This is a genomic window from Rhodoferax antarcticus ANT.BR (assembly GCF_001938565.1).
GTDB classification, from domain to species: Bacteria; Pseudomonadota; Gammaproteobacteria; order Burkholderiales; family Burkholderiaceae_C; genus Rhodoferax; species Rhodoferax antarcticus.
Genome location: NZ_MSYM01000011.1, coordinates 99,245 through 125,525 on the forward strand (window position 1 = coordinate 99,245; position 26,281 = coordinate 125,525).

21 protein-coding genes are annotated in these 26,281 nt (G+C 61.1%); 11 read left to right on the forward strand and 10 right to left on the reverse strand.

Features of this window, described 5'->3' with window-relative positions; all coding sequences use genetic code 11:
• The first annotated feature begins 1 nt into the window (after position 1).
• A complete protein-coding gene (locus BLL52_RS07510; RefSeq protein ID WP_075586080.1) occupies positions 2–820 on the forward strand; it encodes a TlpA family protein disulfide reductase in 819 nt (272 codons plus the stop codon).
• Between the two features lie 56 nt (positions 821–876).
• Here BLL52_RS07510 and amrS read toward each other — a convergent pair whose 3' ends face one another.
• The 4 genes from amrS to BLL52_RS07530 form a co-directional block, all read right to left on the reverse strand.
• On the reverse strand, positions 877–1,962 hold the full coding sequence (gene amrS, locus BLL52_RS07515; protein ID WP_075586081.1) for an AmmeMemoRadiSam system radical SAM enzyme: 1,086 nt from the start codon (positions 1,960–1,962) through the stop codon (positions 877–879).
• Positions 1,962–2,576 carry an AmmeMemoRadiSam system protein A gene (gene amrA / locus BLL52_RS07520; RefSeq protein WP_075586082.1) on the reverse strand — a complete coding sequence of 205 codons (615 nt, stop codon included), beginning with the start codon at positions 2,574–2,576 and terminating at the stop codon, positions 1,962–1,964. Before amrA ends, amrS begins: the two co-directional genes overlap by 1 nt.
• Positions 2,566–3,381 (reverse strand): AmmeMemoRadiSam system protein B, encoded by an 816-nt coding sequence (gene amrB, locus BLL52_RS07525; RefSeq protein WP_075586083.1) that lies wholly within the window; start codon positions 3,379–3,381, stop codon positions 2,566–2,568. The genes amrA and amrB overlap by 11 nt, the downstream gene beginning before the upstream one ends.
• A 67-nt stretch (positions 3,382–3,448) precedes the next feature.
• Positions 3,449–4,573, reverse strand: a complete 1,125-nt coding sequence (locus tag BLL52_RS07530; RefSeq protein WP_083633842.1) for an MFS transporter — start codon at positions 4,571–4,573, stop codon at positions 3,449–3,451.
• A gap of 71 nt (positions 4,574–4,644) precedes the next feature.
• Here BLL52_RS07530 and BLL52_RS07535 point away from each other — a divergent pair, with 71 nt between their 5' ends.
• From BLL52_RS07535 to BLL52_RS07545, 3 genes are all read left to right on the forward strand, one after another.
• Positions 4,645–6,018 carry an AmpG family muropeptide MFS transporter gene (locus tag BLL52_RS07535; RefSeq protein ID WP_075586084.1) on the forward strand — a complete coding sequence of 458 codons (1,374 nt, stop codon included), beginning with the start codon at positions 4,645–4,647 and terminating at the stop codon, positions 6,016–6,018.
• A 68-nt stretch (positions 6,019–6,086) separates the two neighbouring features.
• The gene (locus BLL52_RS07540; RefSeq protein WP_075586085.1) at positions 6,087–6,794 is read left to right on the forward strand and encodes a response regulator; all 708 of its coding nucleotides are present in this window, start codon (positions 6,087–6,089) and stop codon (positions 6,792–6,794) included.
• A 161-nt stretch (positions 6,795–6,955) separates the two neighbouring features.
• Positions 6,956–8,317, forward strand: a complete 1,362-nt coding sequence (locus BLL52_RS07545; protein ID WP_075586086.1) for a HAMP domain-containing sensor histidine kinase — start codon at positions 6,956–6,958, stop codon at positions 8,315–8,317.
• A 285-nt stretch (positions 8,318–8,602) separates the two neighbouring features.
• On the opposite strand, the gene waaF is transcribed toward BLL52_RS07545, so the two are convergent.
• Genes waaF through BLL52_RS07560 form a run of 3 tightly spaced genes read right to left on the reverse strand, consistent with a single transcriptional unit; the run spans position 8,603 to position 10,827 of the window.
• Positions 8,603–9,649, reverse strand: a complete 1,047-nt coding sequence (gene waaF, locus BLL52_RS07550; protein ID WP_075586087.1) for a lipopolysaccharide heptosyltransferase II — start codon at positions 9,647–9,649, stop codon at positions 8,603–8,605.
• Complete coding sequence (locus tag BLL52_RS07555; RefSeq protein WP_075586270.1) at positions 9,649–9,852, reverse strand: zinc-finger domain-containing protein; 204 nt, start codon at positions 9,850–9,852, stop codon at positions 9,649–9,651. Before BLL52_RS07555 ends, waaF begins: the two co-directional genes overlap by 1 nt.
• Before the next feature lie 24 nt (positions 9,853–9,876).
• Positions 9,877–10,827 (reverse strand): branched-chain amino acid transaminase, encoded by a 951-nt coding sequence (locus tag BLL52_RS07560; protein ID WP_075586088.1) that lies wholly within the window; start codon positions 10,825–10,827, stop codon positions 9,877–9,879.
• Positions 10,828–11,017: 190 nt separating this feature from the next.
• Here BLL52_RS07560 and BLL52_RS07565 point away from each other — a divergent pair, with 190 nt between their 5' ends.
• A complete protein-coding gene (locus BLL52_RS07565; protein ID WP_075586271.1) occupies positions 11,018–11,641 on the forward strand; it encodes a glycine zipper 2TM domain-containing protein in 624 nt (207 codons plus the stop codon).
• A gap of 52 nt (positions 11,642–11,693) precedes the next feature.
• Positions 11,694–12,236 carry an OmpH/Skp family outer membrane protein gene (locus tag BLL52_RS07570; protein WP_083633843.1) on the forward strand — a complete coding sequence of 181 codons (543 nt, stop codon included), beginning with the start codon at positions 11,694–11,696 and terminating at the stop codon, positions 12,234–12,236.
• Positions 12,237–12,290: 54 nt separating this feature from the next.
• Here the strand turns inward: BLL52_RS07570 and radA are convergent, their stop codons facing one another.
• Positions 12,291–13,703: a DNA repair protein RadA gene (radA, locus tag BLL52_RS07575; protein WP_075586089.1), complete on the reverse strand. Its 1,413-nt coding sequence runs from the start codon at positions 13,701–13,703 to the stop codon at positions 12,291–12,293.
• A 169-nt stretch (positions 13,704–13,872) separates the two neighbouring features.
• Between radA and BLL52_RS07580 the strand changes: the two genes are divergently transcribed.
• The 5 genes from BLL52_RS07580 to BLL52_RS07600 all read left to right on the forward strand — a co-directional run bounded on the left by BLL52_RS07580 (position 13,873) and on the right by BLL52_RS07600 (position 23,960).
• On the forward strand, positions 13,873–16,497 hold the full coding sequence (locus BLL52_RS07580) for a cation-translocating P-type ATPase (protein WP_075586090.1): 2,625 nt from the start codon (positions 13,873–13,875) through the stop codon (positions 16,495–16,497).
• A gap of 28 nt (positions 16,498–16,525) precedes the next feature.
• Complete coding sequence (locus BLL52_RS07585) at positions 16,526–16,906, forward strand: FitA-like ribbon-helix-helix domain-containing protein (protein WP_075586091.1); 381 nt, start codon at positions 16,526–16,528, stop codon at positions 16,904–16,906.
• Positions 16,903–17,352 carry a type II toxin-antitoxin system VapC family toxin gene (locus BLL52_RS07590; RefSeq protein ID WP_075586092.1) on the forward strand — a complete coding sequence of 150 codons (450 nt, stop codon included), beginning with the start codon at positions 16,903–16,905 and terminating at the stop codon, positions 17,350–17,352. Before BLL52_RS07585 ends, BLL52_RS07590 begins: the two co-directional genes overlap by 4 nt.
• 100 nt (positions 17,353–17,452) lie before the next feature.
• Complete coding sequence (locus BLL52_RS07595; RefSeq protein ID WP_075586093.1) at positions 17,453–20,638, forward strand: site-specific DNA-methyltransferase; 3,186 nt, start codon at positions 17,453–17,455, stop codon at positions 20,636–20,638.
• Positions 20,631–23,960 carry a DEAD/DEAH box helicase family protein gene (locus BLL52_RS07600; protein WP_075586094.1) on the forward strand — a complete coding sequence of 1,110 codons (3,330 nt, stop codon included), beginning with the start codon at positions 20,631–20,633 and terminating at the stop codon, positions 23,958–23,960. Before BLL52_RS07595 ends, BLL52_RS07600 begins: the two co-directional genes overlap by 8 nt.
• Here BLL52_RS07600 and BLL52_RS07605 read toward each other — a convergent pair.
• Both BLL52_RS07605 and alr read right to left on the reverse strand, forming a co-directional pair.
• On the reverse strand, positions 23,908–25,119 hold the full coding sequence (locus BLL52_RS07605; protein ID WP_075586095.1) for an HD-GYP domain-containing protein: 1,212 nt from the start codon (positions 25,117–25,119) through the stop codon (positions 23,908–23,910). The two genes, BLL52_RS07600 and BLL52_RS07605, sit on opposite strands and share 53 nt — an antisense overlap.
• Complete coding sequence (gene alr / locus BLL52_RS07610) at positions 25,119–26,255, reverse strand: alanine racemase (protein WP_075586096.1); 1,137 nt, start codon at positions 26,253–26,255, stop codon at positions 25,119–25,121. Before alr ends, BLL52_RS07605 begins: the two co-directional genes overlap by 1 nt.
• Positions 26,256–26,281: the final 26 nt, after the last annotated feature.

Genomic DNA, 26,281 nt, shown 5'->3' on the forward strand with positions numbered 1-26,281 from the left:
CATGTTGTCGGTTTCCCTTGGCCCGCTGGCTTTGCCGGTAGCGCCCTTAATCTTGCTGCTGTCAGCCTGGGCGGCGGCCAGCGTGGCGGGCCGACAGGTGGCCAAAGACGACCGTACAAAAGCTGAAAACACAGTGTGGCTCGCGGTGCTGCTGGGGCTGCTGGCAGCCCGCATCGGTTATGTGCTGCCATATTTCGCCATTTATTTGGCAACCCCCTGGGCCTTGTTTGACCTGCGGGATGGTGGCTGGTTGGCATTGGCCGGGCTGGCCAGCGGTGCGGCGTGGCTGGCCTGGCGCGCTTGGCACTGGCCAGCCGCCAGAAGAGCGTTGGGGTTGGCGGCTTTGACTGGCGCCACGCTTTGGGGCGGGGCGAACGCCGCCGTTTGGTGGGCAGATGGCGGCGCGTTGCGCCCGCAGGCACCTGAAGTCATGCTGACAGACTTGAGCACCGGGCAAATGCGCAGTCTGCCCGAGGTCATTCGCGGCAAGCCAGCGGTGGTGAACCTGTGGGCCAGTTGGTGTGCGCCGTGCCGTATAGAAATGCCTGATCTGGCCGCCGCGCAACAACGCGAGCCCGGCATCCAGTTCATTTTTGTCAACCAGGGCGAGACTGTGGGGGCAGTTCAAACCTATTTGCAGCGCTCGGGTCTGGCGTTGCAAAACGTCTGGATTGACGCCAGCCGTAGCCTGGGCCCGGCAGTAGGTTCCCAGGGCTTGCCAACCACCTTGTTTTTCGATGCCAGTGGCCAGCAGGTGGACGCGCACTTTGGTGTGATTAACCCCGCCGCTCTGCAAGCCAGAGTGCAAGCGTTGCGGTAAGTCCGCAGCGTCAGACGGCTGGCCTGGCGGGCTGTCAATGGCCCTTGAGTCGCTCTTCAACGGCCCATGACAATCGAGATGCGCTGGCGCCCGAAATGACCCGCCTTGGCGGCAAAGCGCCCTGCCAGCGCTGTGCCGCAGTCTGGGCAGCAACCCTCGGCAGTGAGCCGGTAGCTGTTGATCTGATACCAGTCGCGCTGAATCAACGGCGCATGGCAGCCGGGGCAATAGGTGGTGTCGCCCTCGGCGTGATGCACATTGCCGGTGTAGACATAGTGCAGGCCCGCTTTCAGGGCGATGTTGCGGGCGCGCACCAGCGTGGCGGTGGGCGTGGCAGGCACGTCAGGCATTTTGTGATCGGGGTGAAAGGCCGAGAAGTGCAGCGGCACATCTGGCCCCAGCGCCTGCATCACCCAGCGTGACAGGGCTTCGAGTTCTTCGTTCGAGTCGTTGTGGCCAGGTATCAAAAGCGTGGTGATCTCAAACCAGACCTGGGTTTCATGCTTCAAATAAACGAGCGTGTCCAGCACCGGCTGCAAGTGGGAGCCAGTGAGCTGAAAGTAAAAGTCATCGGTAAACGCTTTCAGATCCACATTGGCGGCGTCCATCTTGGCGTAAAAGTCGCGCCGTGGCTGGGCGTGCATGTAGCCCGCGGTGACCGCTACGGTTTTGATGCCAACGGCGTGGCAAGCATCTGCCACGTCCATGGCGTATTCGGCAAAAATGACTGGGTCGTTGTAAGTGAAGGCGACGCTTGTGCAGTGGTATTCGAGGGCCTGCGCCGCAATCATCTCAGGCGAGGCCTGGTCCATCAGACGGTCCATGTCACGGGATTTGCTGATGTCCCAGTTCTGGCAAAACTTGCAGGCCAAGTTGCAGCCCGCCGTGCCGAAAGAGAGCACGCTGGAGCCGGGGTAGAAGTGATTCAGCGGCTTTTTTTCGATCGGGTCGATGCAAAAGCCCGAAGACCGCCCGTAGGTGGTCAGGATCATCTCGTCACCCTCGCGCATGCGCACAAAGCACGCGCCGCGTTGGCCCGCGTGCAGTTTGCAGTCGCGCGGGCACAGGTCGCACTGCATGCGTCCGTCGGGCAGGTTGTGCCAGTAGCGTGCCAGGTAGGGTGGGGCGTTAGTGGCGTGCATCAGGGGCTGCCGTCGCAGGGGGTCTCTTGCCAGGGGTGCACGCTGTAGCGCTGCAGGCGCACGCCAGCATCCCAAAAGTTTGCAGGCAGTCCGGCCTTGCGTTTGAGGTGCGCCATGAAGTCGCGCGCCTCTGGCAACTGCACCCACACCTGCGGCAAAAAAGTGCTGCGGTAGCGCCCAAACTCAAACACCACGCCGTCCACACCAGGGCGCAATTGGGCCAGCGCATCGGCCTCGCTGTCAAAGGGCAAGTCTTGCATGGGCGACAGCACCGACACCTCGATGTCAGTGACTGGCAGTTCTTTTAGGGTCAAGGGTGCAAACCGTGTGTCTTGCAGGGCAGCAGCCACCGCGTTGGCCTGCACATCGGCCAGCAAACTGCGCCGCGCTTGCAGCGAACCAATGCAGCCACGCAGTTGCCCGCGCTGCGTCAGGGTGACAAAACAGGCGCCTGGCGCCTGCAATGCGGCATTGTCCGCCTCTACTTTCGCGTCCACCCGTTGCCCCAGCGCGCTGGAAATACTGGCGCGGGCCAGATTCAGCAGGCTGGCACCCAACTGATCGCTGAGGGTGGCAGACGCGAACGGCGTGCCGGGTGTGGCGTCAGTGTGCATGGCTAGGCTCCTGTATGAATGCCACGGCGGCGTAGCCCACGACCCGGTCTTTGTCGCCCGCCGTGTCACCCGAATTGCACATCCCCAACAGATGCGGCTGCAGCCCATGCTGGCGGGCGGCCAGCAACAGGCCGTTGATGGGCGTGCCGCCGCAGGCTTGGTGGTGTGACACCGGGCCACGCAAGTCCAGGATCGCTTGCGCGGTCTGGCGGTCGACCTGCCGCGCCGTGCGGTAGGGTAAAAAATGCGACAAATCAGAGCTGATGACCAGCAGCGTTTCTGGTCCGCCCCACAGCAGCTCCAGCACCTCGGCCACCTCGGCCGGGCTGGCATCACCCACCACCAGCGGCACCAGTTTGAAGTCGTTCAGTACGGTCTGTAAAAACGGCAATTGAACCTCCAGGGAATGTTCCTGGGCGTGCACGCTGCGGCTCACCACCACCTGGGGCAGTTTGGCTAGTTGGGTCACTGCCGCCTGATCCACTTCAATCTCGCCCAGCGGTGTGGCCAGAAAGTCGTCACCGGGCAGCGCCAGACCGCGCAGCGCGACGCGGTGGGCGGGCCCCAGCAACACCACGCGCCGGATGCTGTGGCGTACCGCTGCCAGCTGGGCGTAGGCCAGCGCCGCGGTGCTGCCCGAGTAGATGTAACCCGCGTGCGGCACGATGATGGCTTTGGGCGTGGCGGCTGGGGTGTCGGCATCTGCCGGTACGCCAGCCAAAAAGGTGCGGATGTCCTGCGCCAGCACCGCCCCCTGTTGGGGGTAAAAAGCACCCGCCACAGCGGGTTGACGCACAGCATGCATAAAACCTCCATGTGTAAGGACTGGTCTTACAGGTCAGGCCGATGACCGCGATATCAAGTGTGGCGTGTCAAGTGCGCGGGCGCCAAATCAGCAGCACAATCATCGCCGCGAGCGCCTGCGCCCCAGCAATCGTCGCGACCGATCCGCTCCAGCCCCAGCCCTCAAAAGCCAGCCCCACGACCCAGGTGCCCGCCGCACCACCTGCGTAGTAGCTCATGTAATACAGGCCGGTGGCCAGCGAGCGTCCCTCGGTCACGTTGGTGGAAATGGCGCTGATGGTGGCCGATTGGCATAAAAACACACCGCTGGCGCACACCGCCAGCCCGACGATCACCACCCACAGGTTAGGTGCCAGCGTCAGCAGCAGGCCAGCAGCCGAGGTCGCCAGCGCCCACAACAGGGCTTTCATGAACCCCAGTCGCTCCATCGGCCGGGCGGCCAGCGGCGTGACCAGCACACCCACCAGATACACCGCAAACACATTCGCCAGCCCGGCTGCAGACAGCTGAAAAGGTGCCGCCACCAACAGAAAGTTGACGTAGGTGAAGGTGCCCACCAGCGAAAACAGCACACAAAAGCCCACCGCGCATGATGCCAGCAGCCGCTGGTTGTGCAGGTGCCGCCATAACATGTGCAGCCCGCCCGCCAGGTTCATCACCGCCAGCAGCACAAACGCGCTGCGCCAGCCCAGCCAGTGCCCCACATGCCCGGTGATGAAGCGCCCGCAAAAACCGCCCATCACCGTGCCGCCCACATAAATGGCCGTCATGCGCGCCATGCCGTTGCTGCGAAATTCCTCACCCAGGTAGGCAATCAGCACCACCACAATGCCCGGTACCGCCAGCCCCTGCAAAAAACGCAGGGCAATCAGCGCATTCAGGCTGTGGGTGAGCGGAATCAGCGCAGTGGGCAGCGTCATCGCGAAAAGAGAAACGGTCAACACGTTTTTACGTCCTACCGCATCTGACAACATGCCCATGAACGGCGAGATCAGCCCCACGGCGAGTACCGTGGCCCCCACGGTCAGCCCGGCTTGCAGCGGTGTGGCAGCAAAGTCAGTCATCACCATCGGCAGTACCGCCTGGATGGAATAGACGTTCAGAAACGCAAAGAACCCGATCAGCCAGACGATGGGCCGCGAGACCTGCACGCCATCACCCAAAAAGAAAAGAAGCAAGGGGTGGTCGCGCATGGGTAAATTCTAGACAGCGCCAGCCCCTTGCGCAGCGCGTATCGGGCAAGCTGGCTCGCTATCATCCCCCGATGACTTTGAATGACTCAAGTGCTGCGCCCACACCGCGCAGCTGGCTGGCCACCCTTGCGGTGTATCTGGAACCAGCCTCGGTGCGCATGCTGCTACTGGGCTTCTCAGCAGGCTTGCCTTTGCTGCTGGTGCTGGGCACGCTGAGCTTTTGGCTGCGCGAGGCGGGTGTTGACCGCACCACTATTGGCTACCTGAGCTGGGTCGGTCTGGCTTACGCCTTCAAATGGGTCTGGGCACCACTGGTGGATCGCTTGCCAATTCCTATTCTGACGCGCTGGCTGGGGCGCAGGCGCAGTTGGTTGCTGCTGTCGCAGTTGGCGATTCTGGCCGGGCTGGTGGCGATGAGTTTCAACGACCCGCAGGTGGCGCTGACCCCGGTGGTATGGGGCGCGCTAGCGGTAGCGTTTGGCTCCGCCACGCAGGATATTGCGCTGGATGCGTTTCGCATCGAGTCGGCTGATGTTGACCGGCAAGCGGCGCTGGCCGCGTCTTACCAGACCGGTTACCGCCTGGCGATGATCTGGGCTGGGGCCGGGGTACTGTGGGTGGCAGCGCGGGCGCAGGTGGAGGGCGTCATTGGCTACCAGCAAGGGGCCTGGCAAACCGCGTATCTGGTGATGGCGGCGAGCATGCTGCTGGGGGTGGTGACCGTGCTGCTGTCGCCCGAGCCACTGCGCCGCCCCATGCCACCCGCTAAAAACGCGCTGGACTGGCTGCGTGGCGCGCTGGTGGCGCCGTTTGCCGATTTTTTGAAGCGCTATGGCTCGCACGCCGTGCTGATCCTGGCGCTGATTGCCACCTACCGCATCAGCGACGTGGTGATGGGCATCATGGCCAACCCGTTTTATGTGGACATGGGTTACACCAAAGACGAGGTGGCAGCGGTGACCAAGGTGTTTGGCGTGATCATGACGCTGGCAGGGGCCTTTGTGGGCGGCGCGCTGGCCATGCGCTTTGGGGTGATGCGGGTGCTGATGTTGGGCGCGGTACTCAGTGCCGCAAGTAACCTGCTGTTTGCCGGTCTGGCCACGCGCGGTCATGACCTGACCGGGCTGGTGCTGGTGATTTCCGCCGATAACCTGGCGGGCGGCATTGCCTCGGCGGCGTTTATTGCCTACTTGTCGAGCCTGACCAATGTGAACTATTCGGCCACGCAATATGCCCTGTTCAGCTCAATGATGCTGCTTTTGCCGAAGTTTCTGGCGGGCTATTCGGGCAGTTATGTGGACAGCTTTGGCTACCAGAATTTCTTTACTGTGACCGCGTTTTTGGGGCTGCCAGTGCTCTTGCTTGTCTGGTTTGCTTCAAGACTCAAAACGGCCTCTAGCCCTTATGGAGAAAGCGCTGATAGCTCCTTAAAACAGAGCGATTGATGCGCTAGTTTTACCTAACTTTACGTGGGCTTCAAGCCTCTGAGGTATGCGCCCGCTAGACTGAAAACATGAACCAACAGCTGTTGATGATCGAAGACGACACCCGCCTGGCCCACATGGTGTGTGAATACCTGGGCCAGTCTGGCTACACCGTGGCCCACGCGGGCGACGCCAAGACCGGGCTGGCAGCTCTGCAAGACCAGCCTGCACAACTGGTCATCTTGGACCTGATGCTGCCCGACATGGACGGCCTAGAAGTGTGCCGGCGCATCCGCGCGCTGCCCGGTGCGCTGGCCGCCACGCCGGTGCTGATGCTCACCGCCAAGGGCGACCCGATGGACCGCATCATCGGCCTGGAAATCGGTGCCGACGATTATTTGCCCAAGCCATTTGAGCCGCGTGAACTGCTGGCGCGTATTCGCGCCGTGCTGCGCCGCCATGTGGAGGGTGCGCAGCCAGCGGCCACGCAGGCGCTGCATTTTGGCTCGCTGGAGATTGACCGTGACGCGCGGCTGGTGAGTGTGGCGGGCCAGGCCTGCGAGCTGACCTCTTACCAGTTTGACCTGCTGGTGGCCATGGCCGAGCGCGCTGGCCGGGTGCTGACGCGTGACCAGATCATGGAGGCCGTGCGTGGGCGCGAGCTCGATGCGTTTGACCGCTCTATCGACGTGCACATGGGCCGCATCCGCGCCGCTATCGAGGCAGACGCCAAAAGCCCGAAACGCATTTTGACCGTGCGCGGTGTCGGTTACGTCTTTGCCCGACTGCAGGACTAAGGGCTCGTTACGCAATAACATGCACATTTGTCTTGTCAGCTTTGGGCGCATTGCGTCGTTCCAAATCGTTTGTTTAGCAGAGCTAAACGGCACGCTTTGCGCCTAGCGCTGCATCCCAAAGCCGACACCCAAATGCACAGCTTATTACGTAACGAGCCCTAATGTTCCAAAAGCTCTACGTCCGCATCTGGCTGGCCGTTGTGCTGGCGCTGGCGGTGCTGATTTTGCTGGTGGGGTGGATTTGGCGGCTGGCTGCCGAGCCACCACCGCGTGAGGTGGTGGTGATTGACGAGGCGGGCCAAATCGTTGGCCGCGGGCAGCCGCATCGCCAGATGGACCATCTGCCAAGCCGCGAGCTGCGCGAGCAGCGGCGTGCCTCTCGCCAGGCCAGACACCAGGCTGAGCAGGCCGCAGCCGATCCCGATGCGGCCAATACCGCTCCTGCCAATGCGTCCAGTGCAGGCGGGGCAGACAGCGAGGGTGCGGCGCCTGAATCAACCGCCGTCGGCGTCGCAGCGCGCCCCGGTGGTTCTGAATTCTTGGTGCGTATGCAAGACGGCAAGACCGTGCGCCTGCGCCTGACCCGCCCGCCACCGTCGATCTGGAGCCGCCCGCCGTTTGGTTTTGCCTGGATGCTGGTGTGGGTGGGTTTGGCGGTAGCGCTGGCCACCTACCCCATTGTGCGAACACTCACCCGCCGTCTGGAACGCCTGCAACGCGGCGTACAGCAGTGGGGCGCGGGCGATTTGTCAGCCCGCATGCCCGAGACCGGTTCTGACGAGGTGGCATTTCTGGCCAAGCGCTTTAACCACGCCGCCGAACGCGTCGAGAGTCTGGTCAAGTCGCACGAGGTACTGCTGGCCTCGCAAAAGTCGCTGTTGGCCAATGCCTCGCACGAGCTGCGCTCGCCGCTCACCCGCATCCGCATGGGCTTGGAGCTGATGGGCCCCGGCGTGTCGCCCACTTCTCGGGCAGAGATCGCCCGCAACATTCATGAGTTGGACGAGCTGATCGAAGAAATTTTGCTCGCCAGCCGACTGGAAGCGTCCGAAACAGACATGGGCACCATCGAGTCGGTGGACCTGGTGGGCTTGGCCGCCGAGGAGTGCGCCCGGGTCGATGCCGAGCTACTGCTGCCCGCTGACCCTTCAGCGCCCGACAGTGGCCAGTTTGTCCACGAACTGGCCGTTCAGGGCGTGGCCAAACTGCTGCGCCGCGCGGTTCGCAACTTGTTGGAGAACGCGCGCCGCCATGCCGCAGGTGAGGTGAGCCTGCGCTTGTCACTGGTGGCGCAGCACGCCGAAATCAGGGTCTGTGACCGCGGGCCAGGCGTGCCGCCTGAGCTGATGGAACGCATTTTTGAGCCTTTTTACCGACTGCCCGGTGCCACCGAGCGTGCGGGTGGCGTCGGGCTGGGCCTAGCGTTGGTGAAATCCATCGCCCAGCGCCACGGCGGACGGGCTTTTTGTGAGAACCGGCCCGAGGGCGGGGCCTGCTTCATCATCGAATTGCCCCTGCCGTAGATCAAAGACTGAAGTTTTGTATCAAAAAAAGCAAAACTTTCTTCAAAAAACCCCTCAATATCCCCCAAATGGGGGATATCCAAACGGTCAGCGGGCCATTAAAGTTCTCCTAGCTGCTGTCACAGTGTTGAAGCAAAACTATCGGTAAAGGTATGCAAGGGTACTTTTGAGGTTTGCAAGGTTTCCAACGACGTTCCCCTCCGGGGGAACTTTTACAAGCCACCTTCGGGTGGCTTCTTTTTGCCTAAAATCAGCCGCTAGCCCTTATGCAATAAGCGTGAACAGCTATAAAAATGCTAACACCCGAGCCGCCCGGATGTCGTTCAAGCAGCGGGTATGACCCAGCGGGCAGACGCGCTCAAAGCAGGGCGCACAGTCCAGCGGCGGCTGGTAGCTGGGGTCGTTCTTTAGCCACACCACATGGGCTGCTGCATTGAGCGGTGGCGTGTGCAATGGGCTGCTGGAGCCAAACACCGCTACCTGGCGCACGCCAAACCCGGCGGCAACATGCATCAGGCCGGAGTCGTTGCTGACCATGCTTCTGGTCGCACTGATCACAGCCAGCGCCTGGGCCAAGGAGGTTTTTCCTGCCAAATTGAGGATCGGCGGCGGTGGCGTGCTGCTGAGGCCGGGGGTTTGGCAGCCTTGCTCAATTTCGGCGCACAAGTCAGCTTCTTTGGCCGAGCCCAGCAGCACCACGGGCAGGCTCAGCTGGCGCGCCAGTTCGGCAAAGTGGCGGGTGGGCCAGCGCTTGGCGGGGCCAAATTCGGCGCCGGGCGCCATCACCACATAGCCGCCGCGCTGCAGGCCCAGCACCTGCAAGACGGCGTCGGCTGCAGCTGGGTCGATGTGCAGCTGTGGCCGGTCGGCGTTGACATCGGCCTCGCCGCTGAGTGCGCAGTAAAACGCCACCATCGGCGGACGCTTACCCTTGGACGGGTTTTTCAGCCGGTGGGTAAGCAGGCCGACGCGCGCCTCGCCCAGGTAGCCCACCCGCTCTGGGATGCCCGCCAGAAACGGCAGCAGCGCGCTTTTCAGTGAGTTGGGGCAAATGTAGGCGACATCAAACTGGCCATCGACCTGCTGCGCCAGACGGCGCCGCTCGCGCAGTTGCAGGCCACCGTGGGCAAAAGGGAATTCAATAACTTCGGCCACCTGCGGCATGGCCCGGTAGACCGGCGCCACCCAGGGTAGGGCGCCAATGGTAAGACGCTCGCCGCGCGCCTGCAGGCGGCGCAGTAGCGGCTCGGTCATCACCGCGTCGCCAATCCACTGCGGCGCAATCACCAGTGCGCGCTTTGCGGCGTGTGTGGCAGCCAGACCCACCGCCATCAATGGCCCTGGAAGTGTTCGCCGTCTTTGAGCTTGTAAACCCTGCCGCAATACGGGCACTTGGCCTCACCGGTGGCGGCCACATCCAGATAGACCTTGGGGTGGGTGTCCTGAACGGTCATCTGGGCCAGTGGGCTGGGGCAAAAATACGCACCGTCATCGGTCAGGTCTTTGGCCAGCAGTTCGATGGGTGCTTTGGTCATGGTGTGTTCCATCTTTCCCCGTAGTTAAACCAAGGTCAGCCAGTGGGCGTATTTGGGGTTGCGGCCATTGACGATGTCAAAGAACGCGGTCTGGATTTTCTCGGTGATCGGGCCACGGCTGCCGACATAGTCGCCCTTGCCCAGCTCGATACGGTCAAGTTCGCGGATCGGGGTGATCTCGGCGGCTGTGCCGCTGAAGAAGGCCTCATCGGCAATGTATACCTCGTCACGGGTGATGCGTTTTTGCACCACTTCCAGCCCCAGGTCTTTGCAGATGTGCAGCACCGTGTTGCGAGTGATGCCGTTGAGCGCACCGGCCGACAGATCCGGGGTGTAGACCACGCCATCTTTCACCACAAACAGGTTTTCGCCAGCGCCTTCCGAGACAAAACCGCTGGCATCAAGCAGCATGGCTTCGTCATAACCATCGTCGGTGGCTTCCATATTCGCCAGGATCGAATTGGTGTAGTTGCTCACCGCCTTAGCCTGCGTCATGGTGATGTTGACATGGTGGCGGGTAAAGCTGGAAATCTTCACCCGGATGCCACGGCGCATACCTTCTTCGCCCAGATAAGCGCCCCAGGACCAGGCGGCCACCATCAGGTGGATGGTGTTGCCCTTGGGCGACACGCCAAGTTTTTTGTCACCAATCCAGGTGAGCGGGCGGATGTAGCCTGATTCAAGCTTATTGGCGCGAATGACGTCGCACTGCGCCTGCAGCACTTGCTCCATGGTGAACGGGATCTTCATGCGCAGGATCTTGGCGCTGTTGAACAGACGCTCGGTGTGCTCTTCCAGGCGGAAGATGGCCGTGCCGTTGACCGTGTTGTAAGCGCGCACGCCCTCAAAAGCGCCACAGCCGTAGTGCAAGGTGTGGCTCAGCACATGGATCTTGGCGTCGCGCCATTCCACCAACTGGCCGTCCATCCAGATTTTGCCGTCTCGGTCAGCCATTGAGGGGGGTAGGGGACTCATCGGTTATTCCTTAAAGTTCAGCGCGGCGCTGAGGGCCAAATCAGACATTTTAGAGGGCTGACCTGCCTGTGCTGGGCAAGGGGTGGGTGCGTGCGTTTACTCACACTGTCGGGATTGAAAACGGTTGCATCAGGAGTATCCTTTGCCTTTTTTTGCCGCTGCCCTTTGGCTGCCTAATTTGGAGGTTTTCATGGCTCGTACTTTGCGCTTTCAAGGTCTGTGGTTCGCCTTTGCTGTGTCATTTGCCGCCCTGAGCGGTCAAGCGCTGGCGCAAACCAGCTGGTCATCTGACCCCGCAGCCGTGCAAACCCAAAAGGAGGCCAAGACCCGCTACGAGGCCGACAAAAAACTCTGCGTCGACGAAGCGTCGTCAGAGGCGCGCATCCAGTGCCGTCGCGATGCCCTGGCGATTTACGACAAAACCCTGGCCGCGTTGCGCGTTGGCAAAGGCACCTACAGCACCCAGCCTGCTGCCAACAACTGTGCCGACTGCGGGCATGTGACGGCGGTGCATCTGGTGGACAAAGAAGGTGACAGTAACGCGGTTGGGCTGATCGCCGGTGGCGTAGCCGGAGCGGTGCTGGGCCGCCAGGTGGGTGGCGGCCTTGGCAAGGACCTAGCGACCATTGCAGGCGCAGCTGGCGGCGCCTATGCGGGCAAGAAAATTCAGGAAAACATGAACGCCAGCAAGGTCTGGCAGGTGAGTGTGAGCTACACCAACGGCGGCAGCGCCAAGTTCGATTTTGCGCAAGACCCAGGTCTCAAGGTGGGTGACAGTGTCAAAAAGTCTGGCAATACTTTCGTCCGCAATTAACGCCGTACCCGTCAAGGCGGCACAATTGAACTTTCACTTCAAGGCAATACACATGAATCGTTCCACTTTTGCTACCTCGAAAAACGCATTTATTCGCTGGGGCGCCCAGTTGACCTTGGGGTCTTTTTTGCTCTGCGGCGTCGCCACTGCCCAGGCTTCAGATTTTTCTGCCAGCCGCATTGGTTTTGTGAACCTTGAGCGCGTGCTGAAAGAGTCGGCACCCGCCAAAGCCAGCCAGGGCAAGCTGGAAAAAGAGTTTTCCACCCGCCAGAAAGACCTGGTCAAGCAGGAAAGCAGCTTCAAGACGGCAGTCACCAAATTCCAGACCGACGCCCCGGTGCTGGCGGAAACCAAGCGGGTGGAGCAGCAAAAGAAACTGATGGAGCAAGAGCGTGATCTGCAACGTTTAGCGCGCACTTTTCAGGAAGAGCTGAACAAGCGCAAGAGTGAAGAGCTGCAAACGCTGATCGCCAGCACCAACACGATCGTCAAGCAGTTGGCCGCCACTGAAAAGCTCGACATGGTGCTGCAAAACGCCGCGTTTGTGGACCCGAAGAACGACCTGACCGACCGCGTTTTGAAAATGCTCGAGTAGCCTGCGGCGCAATAAACCTGGCCACGCCCGACCAGGGCGGTGTCTCAGTTGAGACTAGCTCAGGCCGCGCACCACTTCCATCGCCTGCTCCACCCGCTCAACCGGGTGAATGGTCAAGCCCTCAAAGTCTCTCGATTTGAGGTTTTTGGGCAGATTCGCTTTGGGCACTACGGCCACGCTGAAACCCAGCTTGGCGGCTTCTTTCAGGCGCTCCTGCCCGCGCGGAGCCGGGCGCACCTCACCGGCTAGGCCCACTTCACCAAACGCAAAGAAGCCCTTGGGCAGCGGCTTGCCTCTGAGCGATGAAGTAATTGATAGCAATACAGCCAAGTCAGCGGCGGGCTCCGATATTTTGACGCCCCCAACCGCGTTGACAAACACATCCTGATCCATACACGCCACCCCGGCGTGGCGGTGCAGCACCGCCAGCAGCATGGCCAGCCGGTCCTTGTCCAGACCCACACTCAAACGCCTTGGCGACGGGCCGCCACTGTCCACCAGTGCCTGAATTTCCACCAGCATCGGCCGCGTGCCTTCCAGCGTGACCATGACACAACTGCCAGGCACTGGCTCGGCGTGTTGACTCAGAAAGATGGCGCTTGGGTTACTGACGCCTTTCAGACCCTTTTCGGTCATGGCAAACACGCCTATTTCATTCACAGCGCCAAAACGGTTTTTGATGGCGCGCACCAGCCTGAAGCTGCTGTGGGTATCGCCTTCAAAATACAGCACGGTATCGACCATGTGTTCCAGCACGCGCGGCCCGGCCAGCGCGCCTTCTTTGGTGACATGACCGACCAGCACGATGCTGGTGGCCCGGCCACGGCCCACGCCGTCCACCTGGCCGCTGGCTTTGGCAAAACGGGTCAAGTGTGCGGCGCATTCGCGCACCTGAGACACTGAGCCGGGAGCGGAGGTGAGTTGTTCGGAATACACCGTCTGGATCGAGTCGATCACCGCAATGTCGGGCCGGGTGGCCTCCAGCGTGGCGAGGATTTTTTCCAGCCCGATTTCTGCCAACACGCTCACCTGGGAGCCATCGAGCCCCAGGCGGCGCGCGCGCAGCGCCACTTGCGCGCCGCTTTCTTCACCGGTGACATACAACGTGCGCTGGCCGCTGCGCTGCAGCGAGTCGAGCGCTTGCAGCAGCAGCGTCGATTTACCAATACCGGGGTCCCCGCCGATCAGCACTACACCGCCTTCAACCATGCCGCCGCCCAGCACGCGGTCAAGTTCCTCCTGGCCGGTGGGCGTGCGGGCGAAGTCGATGGCCTCGATGTCGCCCAAAACGGTGACTTCAGCCGTTTTGGCCAGTGAGGCAAAGCGGTTTTTGGTGGGCGCGCTGCTGGTTTCAGCAACCGATTCGATCAGCGTGTTCCAGGCATGGCAGTGCGGGCATTTGCCCAGCCACTTCGGGCTGATGCCGCCGCAGTCGGAACATACATATTGGTTTTTGTCTTTGGCCATCGCAGGATGTTACTGTATAGAAATACAGATTATTCACGGCCGGTGCCATCTCTTGCCATTAGCCGGTTGACGTACAGACAGGCCAGGCATGAAGATGCATGATGCCAAGACTAGAAAGCTATATAAAAAATAGCTGCTACCGCAATACAGATAAGGGCTAGAGGTTGATATGTCCACTAAACCACCAGCGGTGTCAGATGGCCTAGCACCAGGCACTGCGCCAGGCGGTCTGAACACCGCGCAAGCTGCCCAGCAGTTGCAGCAAGACGGGCCCAACGTTTTGCCAGCCGACCAGCAGCGCGGCCTGCTGGCGATCGCCCGTGAGACCCTGTCAGACCCGATGTTTGCGCTGCTGCTGGGCGCGGCTGGTCTGTACCTGCTGCTTGGTGATCTGCAGGAAGGTTTGATCCTGCTGGCGCTGGTGCTGGTGGTGTTGACCCTCACGCTGTACCAGGAGGGCAAGACCGAGCATGCGCTGGCCAGCCTGCGTGACCTGACCAGCCCGCGCGCGCTGGTGCTGCGCGACGGCGCGCCCAAGCGCATTGCCGGACGCGAGGTGGTGGTGGGCGATGTGCTGGTGCTGGCCGAGGGTGATCGGGTGGCGGCAGACGCGGTATTGATCAGTGGTGTGGACCTGCAACTTGATGAGTCTTTGCTCACGGGCGAGCCTTTGCCTGTGGACAAGGTGGCTCGGACCGCGCTTGACGCACACGCTCTGGCAGACGCATTGCCTGCGTCTGAGAAGCTTTTCTGCGGCACGCTGCTGGTGCGCGGACACGGTCTGGCGCGGGTTCTCGCCACCGGCGAGCGCAGCGAAATTGGGCGCATAGGTGTGGCGCTGCAAGGTTTGACGACCGAGTCTTCGCCGCTGCGCCTGCAAGTCGCGAAACTGGTCAAGGTGCTGGCGCTTCTGGCAGGTGTGGCCAGTGTGCTGTTGGTGCTGGCTTTTGGTCTGATACGCGGTGACTGGATGGCGGCCTTGCTGGCGGGCATTGCGCTGGCCATGGCCTTGCTGCCGCAAGAGTTCAGTGTGGTGATGACGGTGATTCCCGCGCTGGGAGCCTGGCGACTGTCCAAACACCAGGTGCTCACCCGCCGTGTGAGCGCCATCGAAACTCTGGGTGCCACCAGCGTGCTGTGTGTGGACAAAACCGGCACACTGACTGAAAACCGCATGACGGTGGCACAGCTTTACGCCGAAGGGCCTGAGGCGCCTGCGGGCGACAGCCTGAGCATCGATTACGCCACCACCTCGGAGCTACCTGAGCGTTTTCACCCGCTGGTGGAGTACTCGATCCTGGCCAGCGTGGCCGAGCCGTTTGACCCGATGGAGAAAGCCTTTCATCGCCTGGGCCAACATTTCCTGAAAGACACCGAGCACCTGCACCGCGACTGGACGCTGATGCAGCAATACGGTCTGACGCCCGAGTTGCGGGCCATGTCGCATGTCTGGCGGGCACAGGTGGGCCAAGCCCATGTGGTGGCGGCCAAGGGCGCGCCAGAAGCAATTGTTGATCTGTGCCACATGCGCCCCGCCGACCAGGCGCGGGTGGCTGCAGCGGTAGAAGCCATGGCGGCGCAGGGCTTGCGGGTGCTGGGTGTGGCGCGTTCGCGCTTTGAAGGCATGGACTGGCCCGCCATTGAGCATGACTTCGAGTTCGAATTTGTCGGCCTGCTGGGCCTGGCCGACCCGCTGCGAGCCGAGATACCGGCGGCGGTGGCGCAGGCGCGCACGGCAGGCATCCGGGTGGTGATGATCACTGGCGACTACCCCACCACCGCGATGGCGATTGCCCGGCAGGCGCAACTTGATCTGGGCACCGGTGCGCAGGCCGACCCAGCGGCCGATAGTCCCAGGGTTTTGACCGGCGATGTGATGCAGCAGTTGGACGATGCCCAATTGCAGCAGCGTATGAAAACGGTCAGCGTCTGCGCGCGTATTGCGCCAACGCAAAAACTGCGCATCGTGCAAGCCCTCAAGGCGGATGGCGCGGTGGTGGCCATGACCGGTGATGGCGTCAACGACGCGCCAGCCCTCAAAGCCGCGCATGTGGGCGTGGCCATGGGCGGGCGTGGCACCGACGTGGCGCGCGAGGCGGCCTCTATCGTGCTGCTGGACGACAACTTTGCCGGGCTGGTGAAGGCGGTCGAACTCGGGCGACGCATTTTTGACAATCTGCGCAAATCCATGAGCTATATCCTGGCGGTGCACGTGCCTATTGCTGGCATGGCGCTGCTGCCCGTGTTGCTGGGCTGGCCTACGGTGCTGTTTCCGCTGCATATCGCGTTTTTGGAACTGGTGATTGACCCGGCGTGTTCGATGGTGTTTGAGAACGAACCCGCCGAGCCCGACCTGATGCAGCGTCCGCCGCGCAATGTCAACACGCCGCTGTTTGCTGGCGTGACGCTGCTGTGGGCGCTGCTGCAGGGCCTGGGCGCGTTGGCCGTGGTGCTGGGTGCCACCTGGTGGGGCATGGCGCACTTGAGCGAAGGCGCAGCGCGCGCCTTCGCGTTTGCCACCATCGTGGCGGGCAACCTGGCGCTGATTCTGGCGAACCGGGCGCGCACTGGCTCGCTCTTGCAAAGCCTGCGTGTGCCGAACCGGACCTTGTGGTGGGTGTGTGGTGCCGCATTGGCCTTGATGGCGCTGGCGCTGTATGTGCCGTGGCTGGCGGGTTTGTTCAAGTTTGAGCGGTTGCCGCTCACCTGGCTGGCTGCGGCGCTGGGGCTGGGCGTGTTGGTGATGCTGGTTTTTGAGCTAGTGAAACCCAAAAAATCCAAATTGGCTCCATAATGGCACCATTGTCTGTTTTGGAGCCATTATGCCCAATCTATCCGTCAAAGACGTGCCTGAAGCCTGGGCGCAGGCCCTTCGTGAGCGCGCTGCGCGCAACCATCGGTCGTTGCAAGGCGAGTTGATGGCCTTGATTCAGGGTGCGGTTGCGCCCGAGTCCAGCCCGCTTACCAGCACCAGCCCGGTGTCTGACGGCATTGCCAGAGCCCTGACCGCGCACACCCCAGGGGAGGCAGGCCGACGGGGAACGGTGGTAGGTGTCGACCGCTTTGGTCACCCGATTATTCGCCAGGGCTGGAAGACCGTAGAGCAAGTGGTCGCAGAGTTAAAAGCCAAATATCCTCTAGGCCCGGTACCCGGCCAAGGCTCCAGTATTGACATGATCCGCGAAGACCGGGACAGCCGATGAGTGCGCAGTCACCTGGCCCCAGCCCGACCCTTTACGTGGCGGAGCCACCAGCGCAGTATTTGGCGCGACCCCCCATGGTGATGGATTGCAGCGCCCTGGCGGGCATCGTGTTTCAGGAACCCTGGCAAGCCCAAGCCTTGCAGCGTATTGCGGGCCGCACCTTGCACGCGCCCGGCTTGCTGCCCTATGAAATAACCAGTGTTGCCCTGAAAAAACTGCGCCGTGGCGAGGCGCACGCTGCAGATGGCCTTGAACAGGCCTTGGGCATGGACATCGAACTTCATGACATGAATTTGCAGGAGGTTTGCGCGTTGGCCAACCGCTACCAACTCAGCGCCTACGACGCCGCTTACCTCTGGCTGGCCGCCGAGCTCAAAGCGCCGTTGGCGACATTTGACGAAAAATTAGGTACTGCAGCGCAAACCCACCTAAGCACCTTGGCGTAAATTCAGTCCCAAGCCCCCTTATCCAGCCACATCATTTATGACAACACCAACGCCGTCCAGCAGTCGTGCGGACAACTCATCCTAGGTCCGTTTCCTTGATTTGCTAAAGCAAGACATTCTCAAGCTTGATGCCGCCGACCTTGACTTTGGTATTTACCGCGTCCTGAATTACCGCCGAGCCCTGGTGCTGGCGTATCTGGAAGACGCCCTGCCTAGCCGTATTGCCCAATGGAGCGCCGAGTTGGCACTCGTCGGTGGCCAGGCTCTGGCCCACTCCGAGTCAGCCAATTGCTATTACCACCTGCACACGTTTTTCAACCGCTATTGGGACGAAGGCGACTTCATTCCCCGTGCTCGCCGCGGTGGTAGCGCCGCCTATGCCGTGCCCTATAACGGGCAAGACACCCACTTTCATTGGGCTACCAAAGGCAGTCACTACATCAAAAGCGGTGAGCTGTTCAGCCGTTTTGCTTACAAAGACGGCCCCGGCGATGTGCGTTTTAGCCTTGAGCGCGCTGACACTGAAAAGGACAACGCCAAAGGCAGTACCAAACACTTTTTCCCCGCCACCTTCAAAGCTGTAGCTGGTGGATTTGAACTGCAATGGCAATGGCGCGCCCCCACCGATCCGGAAGCCAGGCGCTATAAAAATAAGATCACGTCACGCAGCAAAGACGAGGGCTACGATGCCAATTCGTCTGAAAGCAACGATGCCACAGGGGCCGATGCCGATGCTGACACCAGCGCCGATTTCTCTACCGAAGGCAATACCTTGCAAGACCGCGTACTAAACGCCTGGCTGGAAGGCGTTGATTTCAAAGCCGCCCAAGCGCCCAAAGCCCTCGACCCCGACATGCTGGCCCGCAATGCCCGTCGCTTTGTGCGCAAAAACACCAGCGACTTCTTTGTTCACCCCCAGCTGGGCGATTTTTTGCGCGGCGAGTTGGAGGTCTACCTCAAGCATGAATTTGTGCAGGTCTGGGATGCGCAAGATGTGGATTTGCCACGTCTGCGCGCCAAGTTCAAGCTGGTGCGGCAAATTGCCCTGGACTTGATCACCTTCTTGAACCAGATCGAAACCTTTCAGGCCATCCTGTTTGAAAAGCGCAAGTTTGTGCTGCAGGCCGACTACCTTGTCCAATGCAGTTGGCTCCTGCGTGAAGCTGGCGCAGCGGGTCAAAAACTGGTCGATGAGGCCTGCGCCAATGCAGCACTGGTCAAAGAGTGGGCTGGCTGGGTTGGGGACAAAACCAAACAGCCCAGCGGTAAAAGGCTGCTGGCTGCCTACCCCCATTTGCCCCTGCACACCCAGCACTTTGCCCCAGCCTTCAAAGCCCGCGTGCTGGCCTGCTTTGACGACATCGAAGCCGCACTCGCTGGTGAACTGGTGCATGCCGACAACTACGCCGCGCTGCGCACGTTGGAGCCAGCCTACCGCGAGCGGGTGAAGTGCATCTATATTGATCCGCCCTACAACACCGATGCCTCACCCATTGACTACAAAAACGGCTTTCGGGAATCGAGTTGGCTGTCCTTGATGGACCGCCGGGTGCATTGCGCCATGGGCATCCTGCACCAAACGGGCGTTCTCTGTATTGCCATTGACGACGCAGAAAACGCCGCACTGCGTTTGCAGTTGGAGCACGACTACCCAGAAACCGTTTTGGGAACAGTGGCTGTGCGCGCCAATCCGTCAGGCCGGCCTACCAAGGCAGGGTTTTCCGTTTCACACGAATATGTGCATTTTGTGGGCCGAAGCGCCGAAGCCACCGTTGGGAAAATGAACCCGACTGAAGACCAGGTCGCACGCTTCTCGGAGTTGGACGCTGATGGGGCTTTTGAGTGGCGCAATCTGCGGCGTGAGGGGTCTAACTCAGACCGAAGCGCGCGGCGCGCCTTGCACTACCCACTTTACGTATCGGACACAAAAGTTCGCATTCCAACTTTGACTTGGGATGACGAAATGCAAGAGTGGGTGGTAAGCGATTCACCGTTAGAGACCGAAGTAACGACTTGGCCGATTGACGATAAAGGTAATGAGAAAACATGGCGCTGGAGTCACGAAAAAGTTCGTGATTGCATGAAAGAGATCGAAGTCCGCAAAGACCGTAGCGGCAAGAACTATGTCTATTACAAACGCCGCCCCAACGAAGAAGGTGTGGTTGCAGTCACCACCTGGTTTGATGCCAAGTACAGCGCCACCGAGCACGGCACAGCTTTGCTGAAAAAGATGTTTGGCAAACCGCCATTCTCTTACCCCAAATCCATCCATGCGGTGCAAGACAGCATCTATGTGGGCGGCGCCAATCGGTCAGATTCCATTACCCTCGATTTCTTCGCTGGCAGTGCCACCACCGGCCATGCCGTCATCAACCTCAACCGCGAAGACGGTGGTGCACGCAAGTTCCTGCTGGTGGAGCAGGGCGAATACTTTGACACTGTCACGCTCCCGCGCATCGCCAAAGTCATGACTTCGCCTGAATGGAAAGACGGTGCGCCCAAAGACAGTGTGCAGCACACCGCCGCTGACAAGATGGACAAAGCCGGTGCCATGTTGGAGGCCGTTGGTGAACACTGGAGCCGTCGCACCCTGCCCCTGGTCCGGGTGCTGCGGCTGGAGCGCTATGAAGACAGCCTCAACGCGTTGGACTTAGAGGAAAATCGGCCTCTAGCCCAATTAGAACAAGCGCAAGCAGCTATGAACTTGGTAGCGAATGATGCTGGCGAACACCTGCTGCGCTACTGGCTGGTGGACAGCGTGAGTGGCGACGGCACCACTGCGGCCAACGCCCATGCGGTTCGCCTGTCCACCAGCGAACTTACCCATCCGTTTGACTACCAGCTCACGCTGCACGAGCCCACGGGCGAGCGCGTTGTGGCTGTGGACATGCTGGAAACGGCCCGCCTGCTGCTGGGGCTGGTGCCCAAGCGCCAGATAGAGCTGCTGGACGCACACGGCCAGCGCCACCAGCTCATGCACGCCGCGATGGCCGCTGAATTGGTCCTAGAGCAAAGCCGCAGCGGCACCGGTACGCCGCTGGCCGCCAAGCCCGTGCTACTGTGGTTGCGCACGGCCGACGACGAGCGCACAGCCGAGGCGGCCCAAGCCGAGTACGAGTGGCTGCAGGGCCAGGTGCAACGGGTGTGGGGGCTGGGTTTGAGTGATTTTGGCAACATCTTTCACAACCGTTCGGCGTTTTGGCCAGCGGGTGTGCGCGCCACCAGCCTCGACGGCTTGTTGGCGCAGCGCATGATGGCGCGGGCACGGGGCACCAGCCATGGCTAAGCCAGCCAAAGCCATCAAATCAACCAAATCGCCCAGCGTTCGTGGTCAGCGGTTTGACCGCAGCCTGCTGTTGGTGCGCTGGCTGGCCCACGAATTTGGCGGCAGATACAACGATTTGCTGGAGCGGGTGAAGGACTCGCCTGATACCGGCGCACCAGGGGCGTCTGCGCGTCTGGCTGCGGTGCTTTCACGCAATGGCCTTCGCGCACCGCCAGACGTGCTGGCCCAGCACGAGAACGCATTCATGGCCGACTGGTCAGGTATTGCCAGGGCGCGGGAGGCGGCCACAGGCCAGCGGTTTGCGCTGACGCATTTCCAGTGGCTGGCCGCGCTGTTTGTCGAGCACTACCTGTACCGTTTGGCGGCACCCCTTGGACGTGCTGATATGGTGACTGAGCTCAACGCCCTGCGTGAGTTGGAGTTGCCCTTTTTGCCAGAAGTTGTCGGCCCGGAGTTAAACCGGTTGGCCTTGTGGATGGCCACGGGCAGCGGCAAAACACTCATGCTGCACCTGAACACCCTGCAGTTTTTGCGCCACGCCAAGGGTGTTTTGGGTCGTGCGCCGCAGCGTGTGCTGCTGCTCACGCCCAACGAGACGCTATCAGCCCAGCACCGTACCGAGTTGGGCTTGAGTGGGCTGGACGAGATTGCGCTGGAGCGGTCTTTAGAGGTGACAGAGCTCACCAAGCTGTATTTGCCCGAAGACAAAGACGGCCAGCGGGTGCGGGTGAAGGCGGGCGTGTCGGTTAGCACTGATCAGTATCCAGGCCCCAACCTGTTGATGGTGGATGAGGGGCACAAAGGCGGCAAGAGCAATTCGGGCGATGAGTCGGCTTTTCGAGAGCGCCGCCAGGCCCTGGTAGGCACCCACAGCCTGCACCCGGTGGAGGGCGGCGCAGGTTTCGAGTTTGAATACTCGGCCACATTTGCCCAAATTGCCGATGGTGATGCAGGCTTTTTCAACGACTACGCCCGCTGCACGGTGTTTGATTACGGCTACCGCCGTTTTCATGAGGATGGTTTTGGCAAAAGCCCCAAGAGCTTGGTCACGCGGGACGCGCATGCACAAGACGTGGTGTTGGCGGCGGCGCTGATTGCCTTTTGGCGGCAGGTGCGTTACCACGGTGCTGATGCAGCCCGCGCACAAACCTACCGACTAAGCCCCCCATTGGCCGTTTTTGTAGGCCAAAGCGTGACTGGCAAAAGTCAGGACGTGGTGCAAGTAGTGGTATTTTTGGCCCGGTTTGCGCACGATGTGCCCTTTGCACAGGGGTTGCTCGCGCAGGTGCTGGATGCTGCCAACCCGATTCAGCAAGCGCTGTTTGCCGCGCAGCTTGACTTGCGCGCTGAACGCGACCTGGGTGTGGCAGCATTGCATGTGCAAATGTGCACAGATTTGTTCGGTGGGCGAGGTCAGTTGGCAGTGCGTGCGCTGTCCAAAGACGAGTTGGGCTTGCGCCTGCCCGGTGCACCCAAAGACCATTGGTTTGGCACGGCCTATGTGGGTGACGCGCCCAAGCTAGCCGCAGTCTTGAAGGCGGCGGGCCTGGTGGTGGAGGAGGCAGATGCCGTCACCGGGTCGCTGTTCGCCCGGCTCGATCAGAGCCCGGAGCTGAAATTTTTGATCGGCTCACGTAAATTTATTGAAGGCTGGTCGAGCTTTCGGGTGAGTACTCTGGGGCTGATGCAAATTGGGCGCAATGCGGGCACCCAGGTGATTCAATTGTTTGGGCGCGGTGTGCGCCTAGCGGGTGTGGGCGGACAACTCAAGCGCGCTAACCATGTGCCCGCCATGGGGCCGCACCCGGCAGGTATTGCACTGGCTGAAACGCTGTATGTGTTTGGCGTAAAGGCAGAGTACATCCAGACCTGGCTTGAATCACTTGGACGTGAGGGCCTGCCTGCGCAAAGTGCTGTCCTACCTGTGACCATGAACGCGGATTTGACAACTTTGGGCCTGCACGTGCCAAGACATGACGATGCACGGATAGCGGCTTTTGGTCGGCGCATAGTCAATTTTGTAGCGAGCGAGCATGGTGGGGTGCAACTGGATTTGTCCAGCCACTTGATGTTGCAAGACGGCGTGGGTGCCGCGCAGGCTTTGGAGTCAGCGGTGCAGAGCTATTGCGCTAGTGATTTGTTGGATGGGGCTTTGACTGCCGAGTCCCTCTTTCAGCACGCGATGAAATGCAAGCGCCAGCAAAATTTACAACAGGTGTGGGTGACGCCCCAAAGTGCGCACATCTGGTTGAGAGCCATCCGGGTGAGTGTCCCCGGTGTGTTGTTGCCGGTGTCTGTGGCGCTACAACTACGTTTGCGCCATGAGGTGCTCGCGCAGTGGGAGGCCGCGCTGGGGCGGTGTTTGCGTCGAGCGAGGCTGGCCTTTTTGACGGAACAGCCGCAGTCGGAGCTGATCACCGCAGCGCATGCCAACTTTCCCATGCAAACCATGCCCGATGGCACGACCAGGATGGGCTATCGCATAGAGGCCATGCTCGTTGAACCGGTGATGAAGGCGGCATTGGACGCGCTGCAAAAAGGCCTGAAAGGCGCGCAGATCAGGCCGCGAGGTTGGGAGCGTATGGTGGGTTTGTTGCGGGAAGAGGTTGGTGAAATTGACCTGCGCGACACTTTGGCCCAGGTGCTGACAGCGTTGGCTGAAGGAACAGATACCGATGACTTGTCTTTGCCCTTGCCTCGCCTGCACATTCCAGAGCATTTATACGCGCCGTTGTTATTGGCGTCGCCTGCTGTGGTGGTGCAGGCTGGCGCGCAGCTGAGCTTGCTTGACGACCAGCCGATCAGCCTGCGCATATCGCCCCCGGCATTGGAAAACAGTGAAGCCCGACTGGTTTGGGATCTGCGACGTGTTTGGGAGCGCATGCATCAGGAGGCGCAATGGGCGGGCATCGAAGTCGCGTTGTTGCGCAATTTGTCAGGCGTCGGTGTTGGTCTGTTTGCTGCAGAAGGGTTTTATCCTGACTTTTTGCTGTGGCTCAAGTGTGGCGACGCCCAAGCACTGGCCTTTGTAGAGCCTAAAGGCTTGCGCCACCAATGGCCTGCCGACAAGTTCTATCTGCTTGAAAAAGTGGTCCCCAACTGGAAATTCTCGGTGCCAGTCTGTGGCTTTGTGTTGAGCGGCAACAGTGAACAAGAGCTGCAAACGCATCAAGCGGGTTTTACCTGGGCAAGCGCGCCATCGGTTTTGCTGCATCAGGATGTTGATGGGCTCTACATTGACCAGCTATTGAGCCACTTGCTTTCATTGATTACACCCCGTGCAATTGGCGCAGGCGCTTCACTTTGTCCGGGTTCACCTTGACATGAAGGGTGTGTTCGGCCACTGGTGCTGTCACGGTCAGCCCGGATGTGCTGGTGTCGCGGTAGTTGTAGGTGCTCAACGGCATGCCGTTGGCATTGATGATGCTGGCCACATGCGGGCTGTTGGCACGCGCGCCGCGGCAAATGACCACGGCGGTTTCACCATTGGCCAGATGCACATAGGTGCCGGGCGGGTAAAAACCCAGCGCTGCGGCCATGGCTTGGCGCAGTTGGACGGTGTCTGGGGAGCTTTGCATCACCAACATTTTGGTGGCGGCCAGCGGCAACATGGCGTGGCGCACCTGGCGCGGCGCCATTTTGGCGATCAGCGCGTCGGCCAGATTCATCAGGCGCACCAGCATCAAAGGGGCACCCTCACCTTCGAGGAGATCGGGTGTGTGGTGCCATTGCACGATGACCAGCAAGCTTGGGTCTAGCACGCCCAGACGCTGCAAGATGGTCACGCCCAACGCTGCGTGGTCATCAATGTCTTGGCGCTGAGCCGGGTTGGGGGCGGTTTTTTGGCGCGCCAGGTTGTCTTGCAGGCGAGCCATGCCAATGTTCATCACCAGCGCGGCGCGCATCAGGGTGGCGCGTGCACTAGGCTTTAAAGCCAGCTTGTCGGCGGTGAGCGAGCACACCAGCCCCGACAGCAGCGCGTGGGTGGCACAGTAGCCCAGGCTCAGGTCAGGCAGCGCCTGAAACAAGGTGAACAGGCCTTCGTCGGGGTTGCTTTGCAGCAGCGCCAGGGCGCGGTCTTCCAGCGCGTCAAGCCTCGGCAAGGGGCTAACCGCGGATACCCCTTGGTACAGCAGGCCGCGCAGCACATCTTGCACATCCATCCAGCCGCCACTCACTTCGTGGCCGGGCAGAAAGTCGTCCTCGGCGATCTCGCTGGGCAGCGGCATCTGGGCCAGCAGCGACAGATCGGCACCCTCGTTGTAAAACCTGCGCATCTGGCGGTCTAGGCTGCGCTGCCAGGCTTGGGCATCGGCTTCGGTCATGCAGGCCTGGCGCTCGGCGAGCATGTCGCGGTGCGCTTCAGTGCTCAGAATTTGCTGGCGGCGCAGCAGTAACTGCCCGCCGGGGCTCCAGATATCCACCGGCAGAGGTTTGCCCAGTTGCACCCGCTCCAGCGGCACCGGCACATATTTGGGCATCAGTCTTGCACCTGTGCCGGCACACGCCGTGCCAGTGCGCACATCAGCTCGTAACCCAAGGTGCCTGCGGCGTACGCTACCTCGTCAATGCTCAGTACCGCAGCGTTGCTGGCGCGGCCCCAGAGCGTCACTTCGGTGCCAAAACCAACGCTTAGGCCCGCACGGAGCAGCGGCGTGAGGTCGACGGCGAGCATGTCCATGCTGACGCGCCCGAGCGTGCGGGTGCGCTGGCCTGCCACCAGAATGGGTGTGCCGGTGGGGCAGACGCGCGGGTAGCCGTCGGCATAACCGCAGGCCACCACGCCTATCGTCATCGGCTTGTCCGCCACAAAATTTGAGCCATAACCGACGCTAGCCCCCGTATCTATTGCCTGAGTAGCTATTATCTTTGATGATAACGTCATGGTCGGCAGCAGGCCCCAATCTGCGCTGGTGTGCTGCGGATGGTCTGGCGAACTGCCGTACAGCAAGATACCCGGGCGGATCCAGTCAGACACCAGGCTGTCTTGCGGGTCTGAATCTGTCGCCGCATGGTCTGTCATGTGGCGCAAGGTGGCGGCGCTGTTGCTTAAAGTGCGCTCGCCGGGCAAATCGCGAGTGACCTCGTTGAACACCCGCGTCTGGTGAATGATGCCGCGCGCACCGTCGGCGTCGCTGAAGTGCGTCATCAGCGAGATTTCATCCACCTGCGCCAGCGCATTGAGCCGCGCCCAGGCACTGCGAAAGCGCTCTGGCGTGAAACCCAGCCGGTTCATGCCGGAATTCAGTTTCAGGAAAACGCGGTGCGGCAGATTGGTCTTGTGCGCGGCCAGCATGTCAATCTGCTCGTCGCAATGCACCGTGTGCCACAGGTCCAGGCGCGAGCACAGTTCCAGGTCACGCGTTTCAAACACGCCTTCCAGGAGCAGGATCGGGCCACGCCAGCCCAAAGCGCGCACCCGCTGGGCTTCCTCCAGATCCAGCAGGGCAAAACCATCGGCGCTGCGCAAGCCCTCAAACGCCCGCTCAATGCCGTGACCATAGGCATTGGCCTTGACCACTGCCCAGGTTTTGGCGTCAGGGGCGGCCTGGCGCGCGCGCGCCAAATTGTGCTGCAGTGCAGCAGAGTGAATGGTGGCGAGGATCGGGCGGGGCATGGTGTGATGCGCTTTGAGACAATAAG

Excerpts from the sequence above, each read along its gene's own strand:
- amrB (WP_075586083.1), bottom strand. The coding sequence starts at position 3,381 with ATGCATGCTGTGCGTCAACCCGCTGTGGCGGGTGCTTTTTACCCCCAA.
- alr (WP_075586096.1), bottom strand. The coding sequence starts at position 26,255 with ATGCCCCGCCCGATCCTCGCCACCATTCACTCTGCTGCACTGCAGCAC.
- amrA (WP_075586082.1), bottom strand. The coding sequence starts at position 2,576 with ATGCACACTGACGCCACACCCGGCACGCCGTTCGCGTCTGCCACCCTC.
- BLL52_RS07510 (WP_075586080.1), top strand. The coding sequence starts at position 2 with ATGTTGTCGGTTTCCCTTGGCCCGCTGGCTTTGCCGGTAGCGCCCTTA.
- BLL52_RS07540 (WP_075586085.1), top strand. The coding sequence starts at position 6,087 with ATGAACCAACAGCTGTTGATGATCGAAGACGACACCCGCCTGGCCCAC.
- BLL52_RS07585 (WP_075586091.1), top strand. The coding sequence starts at position 16,526 with ATGCCCAATCTATCCGTCAAAGACGTGCCTGAAGCCTGGGCGCAGGCC.
- BLL52_RS07605 (WP_075586095.1), bottom strand. The coding sequence starts at position 25,119 with ATGCCCAAATATGTGCCGGTGCCGCTGGAGCGGGTGCAACTGGGCAAA.
- BLL52_RS07530 (WP_083633842.1), bottom strand. The coding sequence starts at position 4,573 with ATGCGCGACCACCCCTTGCTTCTTTTCTTTTTGGGTGATGGCGTGCAG.
- BLL52_RS07600 (WP_075586094.1), top strand. The coding sequence starts at position 20,631 with ATGGCTAAGCCAGCCAAAGCCATCAAATCAACCAAATCGCCCAGCGTT.
- amrS (WP_075586081.1), bottom strand. The coding sequence starts at position 1,962 with ATGCACGCCACTAACGCCCCACCCTACCTGGCACGCTACTGGCACAAC.
- BLL52_RS07535 (WP_075586084.1), top strand. The coding sequence starts at position 4,645 with ATGACTTTGAATGACTCAAGTGCTGCGCCCACACCGCGCAGCTGGCTG.
- BLL52_RS07570 (WP_083633843.1), top strand. The coding sequence starts at position 11,694 with ATGAATCGTTCCACTTTTGCTACCTCGAAAAACGCATTTATTCGCTGG.
- BLL52_RS07560 (WP_075586088.1), bottom strand. The coding sequence starts at position 10,827 with ATGAGTCCCCTACCCCCCTCAATGGCTGACCGAGACGGCAAAATCTGG.
- BLL52_RS07590 (WP_075586092.1), top strand. The coding sequence starts at position 16,903 with ATGAGTGCGCAGTCACCTGGCCCCAGCCCGACCCTTTACGTGGCGGAG.
- radA (WP_075586089.1), bottom strand. The coding sequence starts at position 13,703 with ATGGCCAAAGACAAAAACCAATATGTATGTTCCGACTGCGGCGGCATC.
- BLL52_RS07580 (WP_075586090.1), top strand. The coding sequence starts at position 13,873 with ATGTCCACTAAACCACCAGCGGTGTCAGATGGCCTAGCACCAGGCACT.
- waaF (WP_075586087.1), bottom strand. The coding sequence starts at position 9,649 with ATGGCGGTGGGTCTGGCTGCCACACACGCCGCAAAGCGCGCACTGGTG.
- BLL52_RS07565 (WP_075586271.1), top strand. The coding sequence starts at position 11,018 with ATGGCTCGTACTTTGCGCTTTCAAGGTCTGTGGTTCGCCTTTGCTGTG.
- BLL52_RS07545 (WP_075586086.1), top strand. The coding sequence starts at position 6,956 with ATGTTCCAAAAGCTCTACGTCCGCATCTGGCTGGCCGTTGTGCTGGCG.
- BLL52_RS07555 (WP_075586270.1), bottom strand. The coding sequence starts at position 9,852 with ATGACCAAAGCACCCATCGAACTGCTGGCCAAAGACCTGACCGATGAC.